At 36.9% G+C, this 20,479-nt stretch carries 11 protein-coding genes; 7 read left to right on the top strand and 4 right to left on the bottom strand.

Features of this window, described 5'->3' with window-relative positions; all coding sequences use genetic code 11:
- Positions 1 to 193 precede the first annotated feature (193 nt).
- Both IEV85_RS22735 and IEV85_RS22740 read left to right on the top strand, forming a co-directional pair.
- Complete coding sequence (locus IEV85_RS22735; protein WP_188467574.1) at positions 194 to 1,672, top strand: hypothetical protein; 1,479 nt, start codon at positions 194 to 196, stop codon at positions 1,670 to 1,672.
- 133 nt (positions 1,673 to 1,805) lie between these two features.
- Positions 1,806 to 3,158, top strand: a complete 1,353-nt coding sequence (locus IEV85_RS22740) for a DEAD/DEAH box helicase (RefSeq protein WP_188467575.1) — start codon at positions 1,806 to 1,808, stop codon at positions 3,156 to 3,158.
- 41 nt (positions 3,159 to 3,199) lie between these two features.
- Here IEV85_RS22740 and IEV85_RS22745 read toward each other — a convergent pair whose 3' ends face one another.
- Together IEV85_RS22745 and IEV85_RS22750 are read right to left on the bottom strand one after the other, a co-directional pair.
- Complete coding sequence (locus IEV85_RS22745; RefSeq protein WP_188467576.1) at positions 3,200 to 3,919, bottom strand: toxin-antitoxin system YwqK family antitoxin; 720 nt, start codon at positions 3,917 to 3,919, stop codon at positions 3,200 to 3,202.
- Positions 3,920 to 3,975: 56 nt separating this feature from the next.
- Entirely contained in the window at positions 3,976 to 4,404 is a 429-nt protein-coding gene (locus IEV85_RS22750) for a response regulator (protein ID WP_188467577.1), read from the bottom strand.
- Positions 4,405 to 5,060: 656 nt separating this feature from the next.
- Here IEV85_RS22750 and IEV85_RS22755 point away from each other — a divergent pair.
- The 3 genes from IEV85_RS22755 to IEV85_RS22765 all read left to right on the top strand — a co-directional run bounded on the left by IEV85_RS22755 (position 5,061) and on the right by IEV85_RS22765 (position 8,764).
- Positions 5,061 to 6,572, top strand: a complete 1,512-nt coding sequence (locus IEV85_RS22755) for an FMN-binding glutamate synthase family protein (protein WP_188467578.1) — start codon at positions 5,061 to 5,063, stop codon at positions 6,570 to 6,572.
- A 69-nt stretch (positions 6,573 to 6,641) separates the two neighbouring features.
- The gene (egtB, locus tag IEV85_RS22760; RefSeq protein ID WP_188467579.1) at positions 6,642 to 7,799 is read left to right on the top strand and encodes an ergothioneine biosynthesis protein EgtB; all 1,158 of its coding nucleotides are present in this window, start codon (positions 6,642 to 6,644) and stop codon (positions 7,797 to 7,799) included.
- A complete protein-coding gene (locus IEV85_RS22765) occupies positions 7,796 to 8,764 on the top strand; it encodes an L-histidine N(alpha)-methyltransferase (protein ID WP_188467580.1) in 969 nt (322 codons plus the stop codon). Before egtB ends, IEV85_RS22765 begins: the two co-directional genes overlap by 4 nt.
- Positions 8,765 to 8,859: 95 nt before the next feature.
- Here the strand turns inward: IEV85_RS22765 and IEV85_RS22770 are convergent, their stop codons facing one another.
- Both IEV85_RS22770 and IEV85_RS22775 read right to left on the bottom strand, forming a co-directional pair.
- A complete protein-coding gene (locus tag IEV85_RS22770) occupies positions 8,860 to 13,971 on the bottom strand; it encodes a T9SS type A sorting domain-containing protein (RefSeq protein ID WP_188467581.1) in 5,112 nt (1,703 codons plus the stop codon).
- Positions 13,972 to 14,270: 299 nt separating this feature from the next.
- Positions 14,271 to 15,638, bottom strand: a complete 1,368-nt coding sequence (locus tag IEV85_RS22775; protein ID WP_188467582.1) for an amidohydrolase family protein — start codon at positions 15,636 to 15,638, stop codon at positions 14,271 to 14,273.
- 243 nt (positions 15,639 to 15,881) lie between these two features.
- On the opposite strand from IEV85_RS22775, the gene katG reads away from it, so the two are divergent.
- Complete coding sequence (gene katG, locus IEV85_RS22780) at positions 15,882 to 18,140, top strand: catalase/peroxidase HPI (RefSeq protein ID WP_188467583.1); 2,259 nt, start codon at positions 15,882 to 15,884, stop codon at positions 18,138 to 18,140.
- A 385-nt stretch (positions 18,141 to 18,525) separates the two neighbouring features.
- Complete coding sequence (locus tag IEV85_RS22785; protein ID WP_188467584.1) at positions 18,526 to 20,118, top strand: S8 family peptidase; 1,593 nt, start codon at positions 18,526 to 18,528, stop codon at positions 20,116 to 20,118.
- Positions 20,119 to 20,479: the final 361 nt, after the last annotated feature.

A 20,479-nucleotide genomic window follows, 5' to 3' on the forward strand; every position in this document is an offset into this window, starting at 1 on the left:
TGGCACAAAAAGCTTCAGGGTGAAAACTCTGAAGCTTTTTTTATGCATTGTAAAAGTCGGTGATTTCATGCTAATAAATTTTTTAATTGAGGATAGAGAGTAAGTGGAAGTTTTACAATAATTAATTATAATATTATAATAATAAATTCATAAAAATATGTAGCTTCATATATGAACCTTAAAATAACATATTATGAAAACTTTATTAACCTTAATTATTACCTCTTTTATATTGACCAGCAGTTGTAAGAACGGAAGAGAAATCCCCATGCTAGCAAAAATGGGTGAGGTCTCATTTTCATTTGCTTTAAATGAAAGTAATGAAAATGGAAGAAATATGATAAGTAATATTCCTGCAGGCTCAGTAATTCAATTGAGCATACAAACTCAAGAAGGAACGGAGATTTTAACACGTGAACAGGTAGGTATTTTATCTTTTAATGACTCTTATGCTACTGAGCCTATTGAATTAGTGGAAGATACTTATGTTCTGACAGAATTTATCATACTTGATGCAGCTGGAGATGTACTATATGCTACACCCATAGCTGGTTCCCCCAAAGAAGATTTAGTGAGTATTTCTCTTCCATTTACATTTTCAGTCGTAGCGGATAATATAGAGCAATTTTCTATGGAGGTACTAGATGTTTCTACTTTAACTCCTGAAGACATTGGATATGCCTCCTTAAACTTTAAAATTTCCCATCATTTCTTTCTTTCTGTATTTAAAATAGAATCAAATTTGCAAACGTTTGCAGAAGCTGAGGCTTATATCATTCAGAATCAGGATACATTGAAAGAGTTTTCTATTGAGGCTAAAATTAATGCGCTTTCCTTTCCCGGTGAAGATACATCTGTATTTACGCTGGTAATTATAAAAGATGGTTTCGCTAAATATTCCAAAAAATGGACAATTGAAGAGATTAAAGATAATTCCGATAATTCAATAGTTACTGTTACATTAATACCTGCACTCACTTTTGGGGCTCTACCAAACGTTTACGCTACCTCTGATGAAAGTGATTTTTCATTTGCTCTATATTATCCAGATAATATAATTATAGATTGGGGAGATGGTGTGATTGATTCTCTATCTGGAACTGATATAAATGGTCCCCTTGAACATACATATGAGAAAACTAAACGCTACTTTGTTAGTGTTACAGGGGATATTGATCGGGTAGAAGGATTTTATTCTTACTATGGGCAGGGGCAGTTGGCTGAAATTAATCTTAAAAATCTTCCCTCCCTTAAAGATTTTAGATATGGTTACAACGGGCGTGAAGGAACATTTCCTTTAATTATGGACTTTACTCATAATGCTCAGTTGGAATTACTAGATTTAACTGATAATTACAACTTGGATAAGATAATTATTAGTGAGACTAATAGTCTTCTTGACATATCCTTATTTAGTTTAGAAAATATCTCTACACAAGATTTAGATCAATTTGTTGATGCATTATATTCATCTGTAGTTGCAAATAACCGAAGGGGAGGTTATATAGCCCTTGCGATTGAAATCGGGGATGGTGAAATAGTTGTAACAGGTCCTCCATCACAAGCTGCTTTGGCAAAATTCAGAATAATGAGAGATCAGTATGATTGGTACTTTGATTTTGATTTAGGAGAGCAAAGGAGCGAAAGCAATCCACAAGCTTATGTGAAGTAATAGTGAAGCAAGTAATTGAAGGTATTAATACAAAAGCCTTTGGAGCAATTTAAAGGCTTTTGTACTTTAGTTTTAATAATAACATTCCTTAAATCCCCATATCATTTAACTACCTTTGCTCAAATATTATATAATGAGCACATTCGATAACTTCAACCTTTCAAAGCCTCTTAAGCAAGCTATTAACGATTTAGCTTTTGATGCACCTACTGCTATTCAGGAAAAAGCATTCCCAGCTATTTTGTCAGGCAAAGACGTTATTGGAATTGCTCAAACTGGCACTGGTAAGACTTTCGCTTACATGCTTCCCATTTTACACCAATTAAAGTTTTCAAAGCAATTAACTCCCAGGGTTTTAATTTTGGTGCCAACCCGTGAATTAGTGATGCAGGTAGAGGAAAATATTAAGTCATATACCAAATATATGAGTGTGAGAGTGCTGGGTATTTATGGAGAAGCTAATATCAGGCTTCAAATGGAAGCCATTGCAGAAGGACTGGACATTTTAGTGGCCACACCTGGCCGACTTTACGATTTGGTGATAAAGAGAGCATTAAGTTTAAAGGATATCCATAAGTTAGTAATTGATGAAGTGGATGTGATGCTGGATTTGGGTTTTCGTCCGCAGCTTACTAATATTTTAGATTTGCTACCTGCCAGGCGCCAAAACATCATGTTTTCAGCAACAATGACTGCCGAGGTGGATGATTTTGTAAATGACTTTTTTGTTTTTTCTGAACGAATTGCAGTAGCACCTAGTGGTACTCCTTTGGAAAACATTGAACAGATCAGTTTTAAAGTCAAAAATTTTCTAACAAAGGTAAATTTGCTGACTCACCTTTTGACCGATAAACTAGAGTATCAGAAAGTGCTGGTATTTATCTCAAATAAAAAATTAGCTGATAGGCTGTTCGATGCCTTAGAAGAAGCTTTTGGCGCTTCGGTGGCAGTGATTCATGCCAATAAATCTCAGAATTACAGAATTCGTTCTGTTCAGGAATTTGATAGCGGAGAAAAGAGGATTTTAGTGGCAAGTGATGTGATTTCAAGAGGCCTGGATTTAGAAAAAGTTTCTCATGTAATTAACTTCGATACACCGGCATTTCCTGAAAATTACATGCATCGCATTGGTCGTACCGGAAGAGCCGCACAAAAAGGTAAGTCGATATTATTCTATACGGAAAAAGAAGAAGCCGCTAAAGAAGCTATAGAATCTCTCATGTCATTTCAAATACCTGTGAGAAATTTTCCGGAAGGGGTGGATGTAGTAAATGAGTTAATCCCTGAAGAAAGAGAAGAAACGGTAGATAAAAGCTTTTTCAGAAATGATAAAAAGAAAGAGTCAGGACCAAGTCATCATGAAAAACTTGAAAAAAACAAGAAAGTGAATCTTGGAGGATCCTATAAGAGAAAGTTAGCTGCAAAACATAAAAAACCTCAGACTAAAGGAGCGAAATCCTCAACTAAAAGAGGTAGAAAAGGGTAGAAAGTTAATTGCCATACACCTCATGAATTCTATTCGTGGATTTAGAGGTTAAAAGTAGCTTCAGTAATGTAGATGCTTCCGTAACCTGTTTTAAATCTTCCTATTATATTTAATTTCTTCATATTGTAGTGGGAAGGTATTGCGTTTAAAACAATCCTTCCTTTACCTCCTTTAATAGAATTAATTTTTTCAGCATCTGCAGGAATTAAACCATTTTGTAACTCTCCAATATAGTAAGTTCCTTTTTGTGGATTTGAGCTGAAATAAACATCAATATAATATTTACCATTATTACTCAGCTGGTTTATCTGCTCGATTTTTAAAGAAGGGTAGGCAGTTACTTCCTTACCTGATTCTTTGTATTCTTTCAATCCTGCTATAGGCTCACCATTGCGGTATTCAAGCACAGATTTGATTTTGCCACTTTCCCAATATTTGCTTCTTTTTCCATGTTTTTTGCCCTCTTTATAAGGAAATTCCATTTCCAGCTTACCATTCTCATAGTATTGTTTTGAATTAAGGGTAACTCCATGGTCATAAGTTACCAGAGTCTTTAATTTTCCATCCGGATAAAACTTCTTCACCTCTCCATGAAAGCGTTTCAAATTATCGATGTGGATTTCTGCCTTTACTTTTCCATCTGTATAGTATTGGTATTCTGTATAAGGGTCTTTTTCGACCTTTTTCGCGCTTTCTTCAGGCTTAAAATTGCAGGAAGATAAAACAAATAAGAGTAAGGAGATTTTTAGGAGGTTTTTCAATGTTTAATTACTTAGAATAGACAGCTTGAAATGAAGAAGTTGGCATTTAAAAAGAATTAGTTGCTAGAATTAGGGTGTTTGGATTCCAGCCAATAATTGAATATAGTTTTTAAAGTGTTTTTCATTTTTTCATAATCTGTTCCTTTTACAAAAAAACCTTGAACTGTCATTTCTGTATACACTTTTTCAACTGCCATATGAGATCCCGTTGTTGATAAAAATACAAAAGGAATACTTTTCTTTCTTAAAATAGGGTCAGCATCAATGTCTTTTTTTAAACTGATACCATCCTTGCCGGGAAGGTTAATATCTGAAAAAATAAGGAAAATTTGGTCGTTGGTATCTCTTAAGAATTCAAAAGCACTCTTAGTTTCAGTAAACCATTTAATTTCATTGTCAATTCCTAATTCTCTAACAATTGCTTCAAAAATTTCCTTATCGTCCGGATCATCTTCAATGGTTACAATTACACCTTTTTGTATCATGTGTGCTTAATTTTAGTATTTATGTATCAAATGAAGGTAAAAAAAAAGATAAGTAAAAGTTATTCGCGCTTATTTATATGTTCAGGATATTTTAATAATTTTTTTATTGACAGCCATTAATTCCCAAAAAATATACTTTTGTGTTTGACGTGTTAAGTTTTCTCCGTTCAAGAGTTATATAAAAAGGATAGATTATTACATAGATATTGTAGCAAAAGGCATTGAAGTAATAAGGGTAGCTATAATACTGATAGGTATTGTTATTGCCCTTACAAGTTTTATATATTCCTTTAATAAAAAGGTGCCTAATTCATTTACTAAACTTAGGCATCAATGAGGGAAAGCCATTTTATTAGAGTTGGAGATATTAATTGCTGCCGATATAGCTACTTTTTGTTACCGAACCTACCTTGGATAGAGTGCATACCTTAGGTTAGTAGTTTTAATCAGAACATTCTTTAGTCTTTCAATTCAGGTGGAAATTGATAATAAATTTCCATGGCAGAAAAACATCTCAAAGAAATAATTATAAACTGGCTTTAGTGACCAAGTTATTTTGTTGAAGCTGTTGTTTTAATCATTTTATTACTAAGTTGAATTTGGAAAATACTATACAGTTTTAAATCATATCTTTTTGAGTAGAATACACACTAATTATGAGAAATAAATTTTTAATTTTTGGAGCCCTTCTCTTAATATCCTATGTAGTTTTGTGGTGGTTTCATTGGGCGCCAATATGGGGTCTTGCGCTGCTAAGCATTTTATACTTAATAGGAGTATACAATAGTTTGCAGAAATCACATACTATCTTAAAAAACTTTCCTGTACTAGGATATTTCAGGTATTTCTTCGAATCAATATCTCCTGAAATCCAACAATATTTTATAGAGAGGAATACTGATGGTAGTCCTTTTAGCAGAAACCACAGAGCCTTAGTTTACAGAAGAGCCAAGAACGTGAACGATACTCACCCTTTTGGCACCCAGCTTGAACTTAACAGCGTGTCCTATGAAGGGTTAAGACATTCTATTTATGCCAGAGTTCCTTCAGAGCATTTACCCAGAGTAACAATAGGTGGTGATGCATGTAAACAGCCTTATGAGGCATCACTACTTAATATTTCTGCAATGAGTTTCGGCTCTCTCAGCAAGAATGCTCTATTAGCACTTAATACTGGTGCCAGAAAGGGTAAATTTTATCATAATACGGGTGAAGGTGCTATTTCACCCTATCATCTGGAGCCAGGAGGGGACATTGTTTGGCAGATTGGTACAGGATACTTTGGATGCAGAACACCGGAAGGTTTGTTCGATGCGGAGAAATTTAAGGAAAATGCAAAGCATGAGCAGGTTAAAATGATTGAGATTAAATTATCTCAGGGGGCGAAACCAGGCCATGGTGGTGTGCTTCCTGCTGTTAAAAATACTCCTGAAATAGCAAAAATAAGAGGGATTGAACCACATACTACGGTACTATCTCCGCCAAGTCATAGCCATTTTTCCAATGCTAAAGGACTGCTTGAATTTGTGGCCGAATTACGGGAACTATCTGGTGGCAAGCCCATAGGTTTTAAACTTTGTGTAGGAAAGACTGAAGAGTTTGTTGAACTGTGTAGAGAAATGGAAAATACAGGGATTAAGCCTGATTTTATCACCGTAGATGGCGCTGAAGGAGGAACGGGAGCAGCTCCATTGGAATTTTCTGATAGCGTAGGCTTACCTTTAAAGCCTGCTTTGATTTTTGTGAATAAACTATTGACAAGGTTTCAGCTAAGAAAAGACATTCGCATTATAGCAAGTGGAAAGATTATTTCAGCTGAATCGATTATTAAAATGCGTGCCTTAGGTGCTGATATCTGTAATAGTGCCCGGGCATTCATGTTTTCTGTTGGCTGCATTCAGGCATTGAGATGCAATACCAATGCCTGTCCTACAGGAGTTGCTACACAGGATAAAATGCTACAGAAAGGATTAGTGGTGAGTGATAAAGCTGAACGGGTATATAATTTCCATCAAAACACATTAAAAGCAGCCATGGAGTTGCTAGCGGCTTGTGGGCTTGCTTCTATCCATGAAATAACGATTGATATGTTTATCAGAGGAGATGAACTGGTGGGCATAGAGAATAAATATTTTCCTGATAAACTGGCCGGGGAATTTCTTAACTAAGCTGAAAGTGAATAGGTAAAAGTTGAAACTACCCAAAACAATTAGCCGTTAAGATTATTTTAAATATATATGGATTCTTATTTAAGCCGATACAATAAAGTTAGAAAGCATACTGAAGACATTTGCAGTCCTCTTAAAACTGAGGATTATGTAGCCCAACCTATTGCTGATGTGAGTCCTCCAAAATGGCATTTAGCACATACTACATGGTTTTTTGAAACATTCCTTTTGAAGGAACACCTTTCAAATTACAAAGTATTCAATAATCAATTCCCTTATCTTTTCAATAGTTATTATGTAAGTGCTGGTGAGCGTATGCTTCGTCCTGACAGAGGTAATATGACCAGACCTACTGTTGAAGAGATTTATCAATACAGAGAATTTGTGGATAGTTACATGCGCCAGTTGCTGAGCGAGGAAACATCTGCTGATTTGGCTTCCGTAGTTGAAATAGGTTTGCAGCACGAACAACAACATCAGGAGTTACTTCTTTATGATATTAAATATATTTTAGGCCATAATCCTCTTTTTCCGGTTTATGACCAGAATTTCGAAGAGTATGAACCTGACAAGAGCGAGCATACGTTTGTGAAAGTTGAAAAAGGCAATTATAAAATAGGTCATAAAGGAGAAGGATTCTCTTTTGATAATGAGTTTGCACGACATGAAGTACATTTAGAAGGAGCTCTTATAAGTAGTAAATTAGTTACTAATGGCGAATATGCTGAATTTATAGAAAGTGGTGCTTATGATGATCACCAGTTTTGGCATAGCGATGCCAGGGCGTGGATAGATGAGACAGGAATAAGCGCGCCATTATATTGGCATAAAAAAGAAGGAGCTTGGTATTACTATACCTTAAGCGGATTGAAAAAAATAGATGAAGCCGCTCCGGTAATGCATATTAGTTTTTACGAAGCGTATGCTTTTGCAGAGTGGAAGGGAATGCGTATCCCTACGGAATTTGAGTGGGAAGTAGCATCAGAACAGTTAAGGTGGGGTAAAAGATGGGAGTATACGGGCAGCGCCTATTTACCTTATCCCGGCTATAAAAAGCCACCGGGTGCCATCGGTGAGTATAATGGTAAATTCATGGTGAACCAAATGGTATTAAGAGGAGCCTCAGTGGCTACTCCTGAAAACCATTCAAGAAATACATATAGAAACTTCTTCCATCCGCATCTGCAATGGCAGTTCAATGGAATCAGATTAGCTAAAGATTTATGATCGATTCAACTAAAACTTACAACAAAGCAGTTGCTGATGAGGTGCTGAATGGCTTAAGCCAAAAACATAAAAGTTTGCCTAGCTGGCTTTTTTACGATGAGCAGGGCGATAGAATATTTCAGCAAATAATGGCTATGCCGGAGTATTACCTGACCGATAGTGAGCTTGAGATATTTCAAACTAATAAAGCGGCTATTCTTTCAGTTTTTAAGGGTGTTTCCGCAGGATTCAACTTGATTGAGTTCGGTGCAGGAGATGGGATGAAAACAGAAGTTTTACTTAAATACTTTACAGGTCAGAAGGCCAATTTTACTTATAAACCTGTAGATATTTCTGCTTCGGTGTTGGAGCAATTAACAGAAAGAATGAGAAAATCTGTTCCTGACCTGGCCATTGAGCCAATAAATAAAGAATATTTCTCAGCTCTGGAAGCGTTAAATGTGGATAGGGAAAATCCAATGATTGTACTTTTCATGGGAGCAAACATTGGTAATTTCGAATTAAACGAGGCCGAAGATTTTGTAAAGAAAATTGCAAATGCATTGAGGAAGGATGATCAATTGATGATTGGGTTTGATTTAAAGAAAAACCCACATATGATTTTAGAAGCCTATAACGATAAGAAAGGAATTACTGCATCTTTCAATATGAATTTGCTAACAAGGCTTAATAGTGAATTGGAAGCTGATTTTGAACCGGATAGGTTTATGCATTATCCCTACTATGACCCGCAAACGGGCACTACTAAAAGCTTTATAGTTTCTAAGGAGGAGCAAAGTGTTAATTTTGCTGCCTTAAATACTTCTTTTTCCTTTAAAGCATGGGAACCTATACATGTAGAGTTTTCTCAAAAATTTGATGAGGAAATGATTGTTGAACTTGCTACAAAGGCAGGTTTATCAGTTGAGAGATATTTTTATGATGAGAAAAAGTATTTTGCAGATGTTGTTCTGAAGAAGTTATAATACTTAAATCTTTAATAAAAGCTACTTAAAACCTTCTACTAATAAAAAAAAAGCTCGAAATTTTCGAGCTTTTTTAGTTACTTCTTTTACTTCTTTTACTTCTTTATCAATTTTCCATTACTCAGAATTGGTCCGGTTGCTGTTTCAGATTGTGTTTTTATTTGATAAGCACCCTCAGGTAAAGTATTAAGGTTTATATTAATTCTGCCCCCTTCATTTTGATGGGTACTTTCTTTTACAATTTTACCCGCCATATCGAAAATGGTCACTTTTGTATAAAGAATGTTGCTATCATCTAAAATTATATTTACGATATCTTTCACTGGGTTAGGATAGAAAGTAATTCTACCTTGTTTTTCTTTAAAATTGAGTACTACCACTTGAGATAGAGTCGATTGATCATTATAATCTACTTGCTTTAATCTGTAGTAAGTTACTCCTTTGTTTTCACTATTGTCCAGAAACATATACTCTGTAGCTATATCCGTGGTGCCATTCCCTTGTACAATCCCTAAAAGAGTAAATTCTTTTCCGTCTGTTGACTTTTGCACCTCAAAATAATCGTTATTAACTTCACTGGCCGTTCTCCACTCAAGTTCCGCACCTTCTTCTGTAATTGATCCCTCGAAATAAGTTAATGAAATTGGGAGGGGGCCATCAGAGGATACACCCACTGCAAAATCGCTGAAACCCAATAATTTCGATCTCGATACAGTGATAGGATTAGTATAACTTCCTCCTTCATTTCTGGTCATATGGTCACCAAGAATGGACCAGTCTTGTGATTCATCATCTCTTTTTAGCAATACATGGTGGAATTCAATGGAGCCATTTGTATGTCCTATTGAGGTGATAGAAATGTTATAATTAATTATTGCATTGGTATTGGTAGGTTTAATTCTCCAAAATCCATAACTAAGTATATCATCCACATCATTGTTTCCTACCCGAAGATTATTAGGACTCCTTCCTGTCATTCCAGGAATGAACTCTGCATCTATACATGTAGATTCACTAATTGATTCAAATTTGAGCCATGCATTTTCCAGATGATTTGCTGATCCTACTGGGAAATTATAGTCCTGACCTGCATCTACACATCTTCTTAACTTTCCATTGACATAGGCAGTTTCGCTAAATGATGGTATGGAATTAGGGTCAGTGTTTTCTACTGAAATAATACCGTTATCCGTTTTTACTACACCATTAGAAAGCAGCAAGGAACCGGCAATTTTCAGGTCATTAGTAATAGTAATTACCTGATTATTTCTGTTGAATTCAAAATTATTAAAATAGTTATTAGTTGGGGAAATAACTAGGGTGTTATTATTACCATTTCCACCTATTGTAAGGTTTGAATTGATATCTCCACTTAAGGTGCCACCAGTAGAATTGATGTTTCCGTTGAGTGTAAGATTCCTTCCGTTCATTCTAAGGCTACCAGTAGTCATATTTAAATTACCTCTTAAAGTAAGGTTGCCATTCATAGTAAGGCCATTACCATTGCTAAGTGTTAAGTTATTTAACTGATTAACCTGGGATGGTAATATAATTCCCCCTGAACTACCTTCAATTGTGATTGAGGAGGTGTTATTAGTAGATAGATTTGTTGCATTTCCAGCTATCGGATTACGAATAGATAAAGTATTGGCACCGATATTTAAATTTCCTGCGGTCAGCGTAAGAGTTCCTTGTACGTTCATGTTACCGTTCAAATTCACGCCATTTGCATTATTAATATTGACTGTTCCCACAATACCTTTAACCTGCTGTGCAGCATTTCCTCTCATGTTGATAATACCGTTTCCGGTGCTTACACTTCCTTCATTGCTAAAGTTTCCGTACACGTTTAATGTTCTGGTAGCATTTACAGTAATTCTCGCACCACTACTAATGATGATGTTAGAAACGGATTCATTACTATTTACTACAGGGTAAGTACCTCCTACAGGGCTAGCCGGAATAAAGGCACTCATACTAGGGCCTGGTATACCAGTAGACCAGTTAGCAGCATTTGTCCAGTCAGATGAATTCCCAAGCCATATATTTCCAACAAATACATCAAATGATTCGCTTGAACTACATTTGCCATCTTCAACAGTTAGTGTAATAGTTACGGTACCAAACTGGTTATTAAGCGGGGTAATAACTACACTTCTATTTGCCCCAGAGCCACTAAAAGCAACATTTCCGTGGGGGATAATTGATGTGTTGGAAGAATGAGCGGTTACAGTTAATACTCCCGCAGCAGTTTCAGTATCAGCTACTGTAAATGGAATTGCTGCAGTGGGCGTGTTAAAATCAGTAATTATGTCATTAATCGCTGTAATAGTGGGAGCAATATTATCTTCTACAACTACTGTAACATTGCCTGAATTATTACTGAAATCCGTATCTACCTGATTGTAAGACCTTACGCTGGCATAGGCCGTAATGGAATTGAGGTTTTCACCCAGGTTTACTGTGCCTCTCATTTCAAGACTTACAGTTTCACCATTACTGATCAACGGAATAGTCCAGAAGCCACTGGATTGGTTATAAGTACCTGAACTAACGATTGATTCCACCGGGGTAAAACCATATGGAAGGGCAGAAGTTACTATTACATTGGTACCATTGTTAGGGCCGTTATTAGTTACATTTACTGTGTAGGAAACAAGCCCGTTAACACAGGGCGTACCATTGTTACTGGCAAAAGAGACAGATAGATCAGCTTCCTGGTTTGGAGTTTCGCCAAACACCATCATCCTATTCATTCCTCTTCCATTAATGTATAGTCTTTCGTTTAAGTCGAAATTGATACCGTAAGGAGTGTTCATATTCCGGTTGCTAGGTGCTCCTGTCTGACCATTTCCATTGTTAAATGAAACGTTTTCAGTAAAATTTCTCTGCCCAAGAACAATGTCGGCACTAGCATTATTCGTAGTTGGTATTTCATTGAAAATTAATGCTCTATGGTTTGAAAAATCCGCCACGGCCACGACACCTGAAGGAGATACTGTTACACCTGGCCCATTAAATCTATTTGCAGTATTTCCAGAACCATTATTTCCGAAATTTGACTGACCTATTACAACGTCCGCAGCAGCGCCATTGTAAGTTGGAATACTATTGTAGACTAAAACCCTATTATTTCCGTCATCGGCAATTAATAACTTTCCATCAGGAGCAATAGAAGTATTCCATGGTGCTCTTAACCTTGTATTAGAGGTAGCAGCTCCACCATTTGTAAAATTAGTTTGTCCTATAACAACATCTGCACTGGCATTATTAGTAGTAGGTATTTTATTAAAAATGAGAACCCTATTATTGTTCCTGTCTGTAACAATCATTTTACCACTTGGTGTTACCTGAACATCAGTAGGCCTGTCAAATTTGTTGTCAGCTGTTCCTGATGTTCTATTGGTGAAATTGGTTTGACCAATAACCACATTAGCCGGCTGGTTATTAGAAGTTGGAACCGTATTCCAGATCAAAATCCTATGATTTTGAGCATCGGCCACTATAAGTTTATTTCCGTCAGGACTAAAGGCTACTCCGTCAGGACTTCTTAAAGTACGGTTACTAGTTCCTGTTACAGTATTAGTAAAATTAGTTTGACCTACTACAACATCTGCAGGTTGTCCGTCTGAATCAGGAACGGAATTCCATATTAAAACTCTGTTCATAGTTTGTGAGCCAACAGCAAGCACACCTTTGGCACTTACTGCCGAACTGTTGGAGCCAGGGGCATTTATTTGGCTTGCATTGGTATTAATGGTGTTAAAATCTACCTGTCCCACTACAATTTTAGCACTTTCAAAATTGGAATAGGTTTGTTTAAATACCTCTACATTAAAAGTGATCGTTTTAGCACAAGTTCCATCTGATACCTCAATTGAGATATCTGAATTGCCAAACTGGTTTAACCCGGCAGTAATAGTTAAAGTCCTGTTTTCTCCTGAACCGGACAATACTAATCCTGAAAGAGGAATTACAGTAGTGTTTGATGAATTTAAAGTAAGAATGAGATCCTCAGTTGCGGTTTCTACATCTGAAATAGTGAAATTGATAGGTGCAGATACCTGATTATAACCTATAGATTGATTGCTAATTGGAGAAATTTCAGGTAAAGAATTATTTGTAACCGTAACAGTAATGTTAGATGAATTATTTAAGGCATTATTGTCACTTACACTTGAGGTAGTAATTTGTGAATTGGCTAAAATGTTGTTACCACCTTGCCCTGTATTAATACTAGCTTTTACTAGTAATTTGATATTTTCACCGCTGTTTATATTATTTATAACCCAATTACCGCTACCCGTATTGTAACTTCCGGCATCTGCATTAGCTTCTACAAAAGTTAGGCCTGATGGCAAGTTAAAATTCACGGTGGTATTTTGTGTAGATGCCGGTCCACTGTTAGTTAAACTTAATTCATAAATCAAAACCTGTCCCTCACATGGGCTTGCAGTGTTAGCGGAAATGTTAAGAGATAAATCTGCTAATGGAGGAGCAAAGGCAAAAACTAATCCGTTTGTAGGTGTTATGTTGCCTCTTAAAGCTATTCCGGAGTTAGTATTATTATTGTTGTCAGTATTTGTGGTTGTCCAGTCAGAATTTGCTCCAGTTCTATTTTGAAAATCTGTATTATTTCGATTAATACTTACCTGAGCCACTTGATTGCCTCCTGAGTGCGTAAAATCCCCATAGTGAAATTCTATTTTATTTGACGTTTCATATAATCTCAATTGGAAATTATAAAAGCCATTTTCTCCACTCCATCTGTAATTCTTCCATTGGATGACACAGACCCTGTTTGGAGCTGTACCTGATGTTTGCATTCTTAACTCAGAACCGGCCTGCGCTCTTAAGTCACCCGATAATGGGCTTATAGAATTATCAAGTCCATTAAATAACGGGTAAGTTGTGCTACTCCCATCGTTAAAGCTGGCAAACCCATTGATAGCAACACCTATATTGGTATAGGTTATACCCAAATATTTGAAACTGAACCCAATATTACGATTGCTGAAAAATTGGTTATCATGATTGGTATTGTTTGATATAAGTGTTCCGCCTGTTATGGGAGCATAAGTTCTTTCAGTAGCAGAAAAGGAATAATCCGTTGCATTTTGAGCATTGATTATGCTTATTTGCCAAAAGAAAGCAATTAAAAGACCAGCTAATCTGAAAGGGATGGTTTTGGTAAAATCTAATTTCATCTTTGAACAATTAAATATTTGTTCAAAATTAATTAGTAAATATCCTATTTTTAAATATGATGAGATTTGTCACTTTATTCTGGTGTAAGTATCCTATTAGGAAGGATGCGTTTTGATAGTTAAAATGTAATCATAAATCATTGGCCCTCTTTTTATCTATAGAAACAGAGTCTTCATCTATGGAAAAAAGCATTTACGAATTCTTGCATTATTTATTTCCCGAGTAAGAAAATGAGAGTTTTAAATAAAATTTATAATGTGCGCAATTAAGGTTTTCTTAATCTCTTTATTGCACACAATCATTTATGGGTAGGATAGGTTTTACCCTTATGAATCACCATCCAAATTGCATCTGAAAACTCAATGTCTTCTAAAGGATTCATCTCTAAAATAATTAAATCGGCTACTTTTCCTTCATCAACAGTTCCATAATAATCTTCTAAACCGAAGAAAGCGGGCCCATTCAATATAGAGGCTTGCAAAGCTTGTTGCGGACTTAGCCCTGCCGCTACAAGCTCTCTTAATTCTCCATGCAAGGCAGCTCCGGGATAAACATAAGAATTGTAAGGGCCGCAATCGGAGCCGGCAAGAAGCTGGATGCCTGCTTCTACCATAGGTACTATAATTTCTGTACTTTTCTTTTCCATTTCCTGGCGCATGGTGCTTCCGCTGTTTTTCGCTCGTTTAGCTCCTTCAATTCTTCTCTGGTAAGTGTGCTGAATGCCTTTTCCTATTAAACTAAGCAATGAATCATTCTGGTGATCTGTTTCTAATATATTGGCCAGTACTTTACCTATGTATAGAGTAGGGGTGATGTAAACATTCTCTTTTGCCAGTTGATTGAATACCTGTTTTGCCAAATCTGTATCGTAAGTTTGAAGAATTTCTGACATCATTCCGTAACCCATATTTAGTTGAGTAAGGCTATCTTCCTTTGGGGAGCAAGCTTTTAATACATAGTAAAGATGTTCACTTCCATCCAAACCTAATTCAGCTGCCTCCAGAATGTTGGCGGAAAGCGGCATGTGTCCGGTGGTTTTGAGTCCTCTTTCTTCAGCAGCTTTAATGATGGAGTAGAACATTTCTTTAGTGAGGTTTCCATCGTACATTTTCACATAATCAACCCCCAGCACTTCTAATGAATCCAGTGCGGCTTTTACGTCTGCTGAGTCCGTTACCATAATAGATCCGGGCCATGCAGGTTGGTCACCGTCCAGTTTGGGGCCGGATGTGAAAATGGAAGGACCCGCCAGCTTACCTTCAGCAATTTCTTTTTGCCATTGCAATACGCTGGGAGTGATGTCACCACCGGCATCTCGAACAGCCGTAACTCCATACTTTAAAAATAGTGGCAGCATATCCCTGTTTTCACTGATAAGCGAGTCGCCCCCACGAAAGTGCACATGGTTATCCCACAAGCCGGGCAGTACATACTTTCCTTTGGCATCAATAATAGTTTTACCGGTATAATTTGCCTCCTGGTTGATATCAGCCACTAAGCGGATGGTATCATCACTAATACCAATTAGCTGCTCAGGTATTATTTTTCCCGATTTTACATCTACAATGGCTGCATGTGTGATTAGTATATCAAATGTCTGTTTTTCCTGAAATTGACAGGAAGAGAAAATACATATAAGAACCAGTGAACAAATAGAGCTTTTCATTGGAACAATATAGCAAAATTTGAGAGAGTAATAAATTGAATTAAATGTAGGTTGACACTCATTCTATGTCAGGCAATGAAAACAGAGATGTGTTTTCAAGTAAGAAATAAATTTAGTACATTGATGGTACGCAGTTGAAATCAATATTATAGTTTTTAACTATAACTGCATAATATATATAAATAAAAATTATAAATAAATAATTTTTATATTAGAGTCTGAAAAAACTAAAACTATATAAATATGGAAGAGCATAAACAACATTCAGCATCGGACGGTAAGGTGTGGGATGTAAACGATTCAAGCAGATGCCCATTTATGGGCGGTGAAGTGAAAGGTACAGCCGGAAGAGGTCCATCAAACCGAGACTGGTGGCCTAAAATGTTGAATTTGAGTATTCTGCGTCAGAATTCTCATTTGAGTGATCCGATGGATAAGGACTTTAATTATGCAGAAGAATTTAAAAAACTTGATCTTCAAGCGGTAAAAAAAGATCTTTTTGAATTAATGACAAAGTCCCAGGATTGGTGGCCGGCAGATTATGGTCATTATGGTCCGTTTTTCATCCGGATGGCCTGGCATAGTGCCGGTACGTACAGAATCCAAGATGGACGAGGAGGCGCAGGTTTCGGTACTCAACGTTTTGCTCCGCTAAATAGCTGGCCAGACAATGCCAACCTTGACAAAGCGCGTTTACTGCTTTGGCCAATTAAACAAAAATACGGAAAGAAAATTTCATGGGCTGATTTAATGATTTTGGCGGGTAACTGTGCATTGGAATCAATGGGGCTTAAACCTTACGGATTTGCAGGAGGCCGGGAGGATGTTTGGGAGCCTCAGGAAGATGTTTACTGGGGCGCTGAAACGGAATGGTTAGGATCAGACAAAAGATATGAAGAAAGCGGTTCCCGCGAATTAGAAAATCCTTTAGGTGCTTCCCACATGGGGCTTATTTATGTAAACCCTGAAGGCCCTGAAGGAAATCCTGATCCGGTAGGTTCTGCACATGATATACGCGAGACTTTCGGCCGTATGGCTATGAATGATTACGAAACTGTAGCCTTGATTGCCGGAGGACATACATTTGGTAAAACCCACGGTGCTGCCGATCCTGTTGAGTATGTAAGTGCGGAACCTGCAGGTGCTACCATAGCGGAGCAAAGCCAGGGCTGGAAAAATGCTTTTGGAACCGGAAAAGGAGCCGATACAATTACCAGCGGGCTGGAAGGTGCCTGGACGAAAACTCCTGCTAAATGGAGCAATGATTATTTCGATCACTTATTTGGCTTTGAATGGGAATTAACTAAAAGCCCAGCAGGAGCTCATCAGTGGAAGCCTAAGAATAACGGAGGAGAAGGTACCATTCCGGATGCACATGACCCTTCTAAGAAGCATGCACCTTTTATGCTTACCACAGATATTGCTCTAAGAATGGATCCTGAGTATGAGAAAATCTCAAAGCATTTTCATGAGAATCCTGAAGAGTTTGCCGATGCTTTTGCTAAAGCCTGGTATAAACTAACGCATAGGGATATGGGGCCGCTATCCAGGTATTTAGGACCGGAAGTGCCTTCTGAGGAACTTAGCTGGCAGGACCCTATTCCTGAAGTAGACCATGAATTAGTAAATGAGCAGGATGTAGCTTCTTTAAAAAATGAGTTATTGAATTGTGGATTGTCGATTTCACAATTAGTGAGCACTGCGTGGGCATCTGCTTCTACTTTCAGAGGATCTGATAAACGTGGAGGTGCTAATGGAGCCAGAATCCGTTTATCGCCACAGAAAAACTGGAAAGTGAATAATCCTGATAAGCTGGCTCATGCGCTTGACTTACTTGAAGGCGTTCAGAAAAAATTCAATAATGCGCAATCAGGAAATAAAAGAATATCATTAGCCGACATCATTGTTTTAGGAGGCTGTGCCGCCATTGAAAAGGCCGCTAAAAATGCGGGTTATGAGGTAAAAGTTCCTTTTGCTCCCGGTAGAATGGATGCTTCTGAAGAGCAAACGGACGAAATGTCATTTGCGGCTTTAGAGCCAATTGCTGATGGTTTTAGAAACTATGTAAAAGTAGGGCATACTGCTTCGGCTGAGGAAATGTTAATTGATAAGTCGCAGTTACTTACTTTAACACCTCCGGAAATGACTGTTTTAATTGGTGGTATGCGCGTGCTTAACACTAATTATGATCAATCAAAGCATGGTGTGTTTACTGACAGACCTGAGACTTTAACGAATGATTTCTTTGTGAATTTACTTGACTTAAGTACAACATGGAAAGCAACTTCTGAGAAGGAAGATATTTTTGAAGGAAGTGACAGAACAAGTGGTAATGTGAAATGGACAGGTAGCCGGGTGGACTTAATCTTTGGTTCTAACTCCGAGCTACGTGCACTAGCTGAAGCTTATGCTTGCAGCGATTCTGAAGAAAAATTCGTGAAGGATTTTGTAACCGCATGGAACAAAGTAATGAATGCTGATCGATTTGACTTGAAGAAGTAATTTTCTCCAACTCATCGTCATCCCGGTCCCGCTCAGGCGGGATTATACTTTTCGAAAAAAAGAAAATTATCCGTAATCTCATTGTATGGAAGATATGCCGATTGATTAGCACAGGAAGCATAAATTAAGGTCTCTCAAAAAAGTAAGTCTTAATTTTGCGGTATGACGATTACTACTTCAATAAAAATATAGTAATACGAAAAAGGTGATCAGAACTTGGTCACCTTTTTTTTTGTGAAATTTAGCTTAGTTGAACTCAATTTAGATAGGATATATGCAATGAATTAGTAGTTTTACCGCAACTTTTATAAAAGCCTCATTAGTTGAAAGAAATAGCCCTCTTCAGCTATGATTTCTTTCAGTAAAAAACTTATATCAAAATCAAATGCTTAAGCGATTCTCAATACTTATTCTATTAGTCTTTTTCTTTCAGCAATTCAGCGCTTTTTCTCAATCAACTACTATTGATCAATTAGATCAGACCTATCTAAACTGGTATAATAAGGATTTATCGGGCAACGGAGTAATGGGAACCAGTGTGGAGAAAGTATATGATGGGCTATTAAAGGATTCTACAAAAACACGTAAGAAAGTAATTGTTGCTGTAATTGATAGCGGAGTGGATATTGAACATGAGGATTTAAAAGGAAAGGTCTGGGTTAATACAGATGAAATTGCAGGAAATGGAATTGATGATGATGGAAATGGGTATGTTGATGATATCCATGGCTGGAACTTTCTCGGTAATGCCAATGGAGAAAATATTGGGCATGAAAATATGGAATTCACCAGGATCATAAGAGATAGTGCTTCATATCCCTCTCTTTATGAGGATGCCTTATCAATGTACGAGGAAGAACTTAATGCCAAAGCTAAGGAGATAGAAAACCTTACTAAGTTCCAGAATTATATCTTTAGCATAAAGACGTTTATTTATACTTCTACTGGCGTGGTTGTAGCTAATGCAGAGGATCTGGATAAAGTGGAAAGTACATCCTCTCAAGTATTGGAAGCCAAAAAGTTCTTAAAAGAGAGATACGACATGGGCTTTACGGAAGAAGCTTTGGAGGAATATATTGAGCACATGAATAGCTACACGAAGTATTACCTAAACAAGGAATATCACGCAAGAGATTTAGTAGGCGACAACCCTGCTGATATAAATGACAGGAATTACGGCAATGCTGATGTAAAAGGGCCTGATGCACAACATGGAACCGGTGTTGCATCAATTATTGCAGCTAACAGAAATGAAGGAATAGGAATAGATGGTATTGCCACATCTGTGGAGATTATGTCGATCAGGTCTACACCGGATGGTGACGAGCGTGATAAAGATGTAGCACTGGCGATTATGTATGCGGTGGATAATGGTGCGGATATTATCAATATGAGCTTCGGTAAAGATTTTTCCCCTCAGAAGGAATTTGTAGATCAGGCGGTAAAATATGCAGAAGAAAAAGGAGTGCTTTTAGTTCATGCAGCAGGAAATGATGGCGCAAATATTGATGTTACTGAAAATTATCCAACCGCGAGGTATATCAATAATGAAAGAGCCTCTAACTGGATTGAGGTGGGTGCTTCTTCAATAGCTCTGGATGAGCAACTGGCCGCTTCCTTTTCAAATTACGGTCAGCACAATGTAGATCTTTTTGCTCCGGGTCATGATGTTATTTCTGCAGATACTACTAACACCTATAGCAAAGTAAGCGGTACCAGCATTGCCGCACCGGTGGTGACAGGAATTGCTGCATTATTGTTGTCTTATTATCCGGATTTAAGCCCACAGGAGATAAAGGATATTTTAATGACTACTTCTTATAAGCCTAAAAAACCTAAGAAGATAGAGTTACCTGGTGACGATAAGAAGAAAGTAAAGTTTAAGGAGCTTTCTAAAAGTGGAGGTATTGTTAATGCTTATGAGGCAATGCTGGAAGCTGAAAAAAGGCAGGGTAATTCAAAAGGAGATAAGTTGTAACTAGGTAAATAGGGTGAAGATTTGGCGGAGATGATTAAATGTACAAACATGCTCTAAACAATGATTCACTTATGTTTTTTTATATTGTTATGCCTAGTTGTTTATATAATTCAGTTGAATCAAGTTATTATAAAGTCCATGATAATTTCTTAGTACAACTTTTCTATCATCAATATTATCAATTTGAAAAAGAAACCTATTCAATAATAGATAAATACTATTGTCAGATGTAAATGTAAGCTTCCCTTAAAACCGAACTGTTTAAAAGTATAGAAATATTTATTAATTTTAAACAGTAGTTATGAAGAAGAGTAAATTTTCACCACAACAAATCGCACGGATTTTAAAGGAATTCGATAAC

This window comes from Marivirga lumbricoides (assembly GCF_014636295.1).
Taxonomy (GTDB): Bacteria; Bacteroidota; Bacteroidia; order Cytophagales; family Cyclobacteriaceae; genus Marivirga; species Marivirga lumbricoides.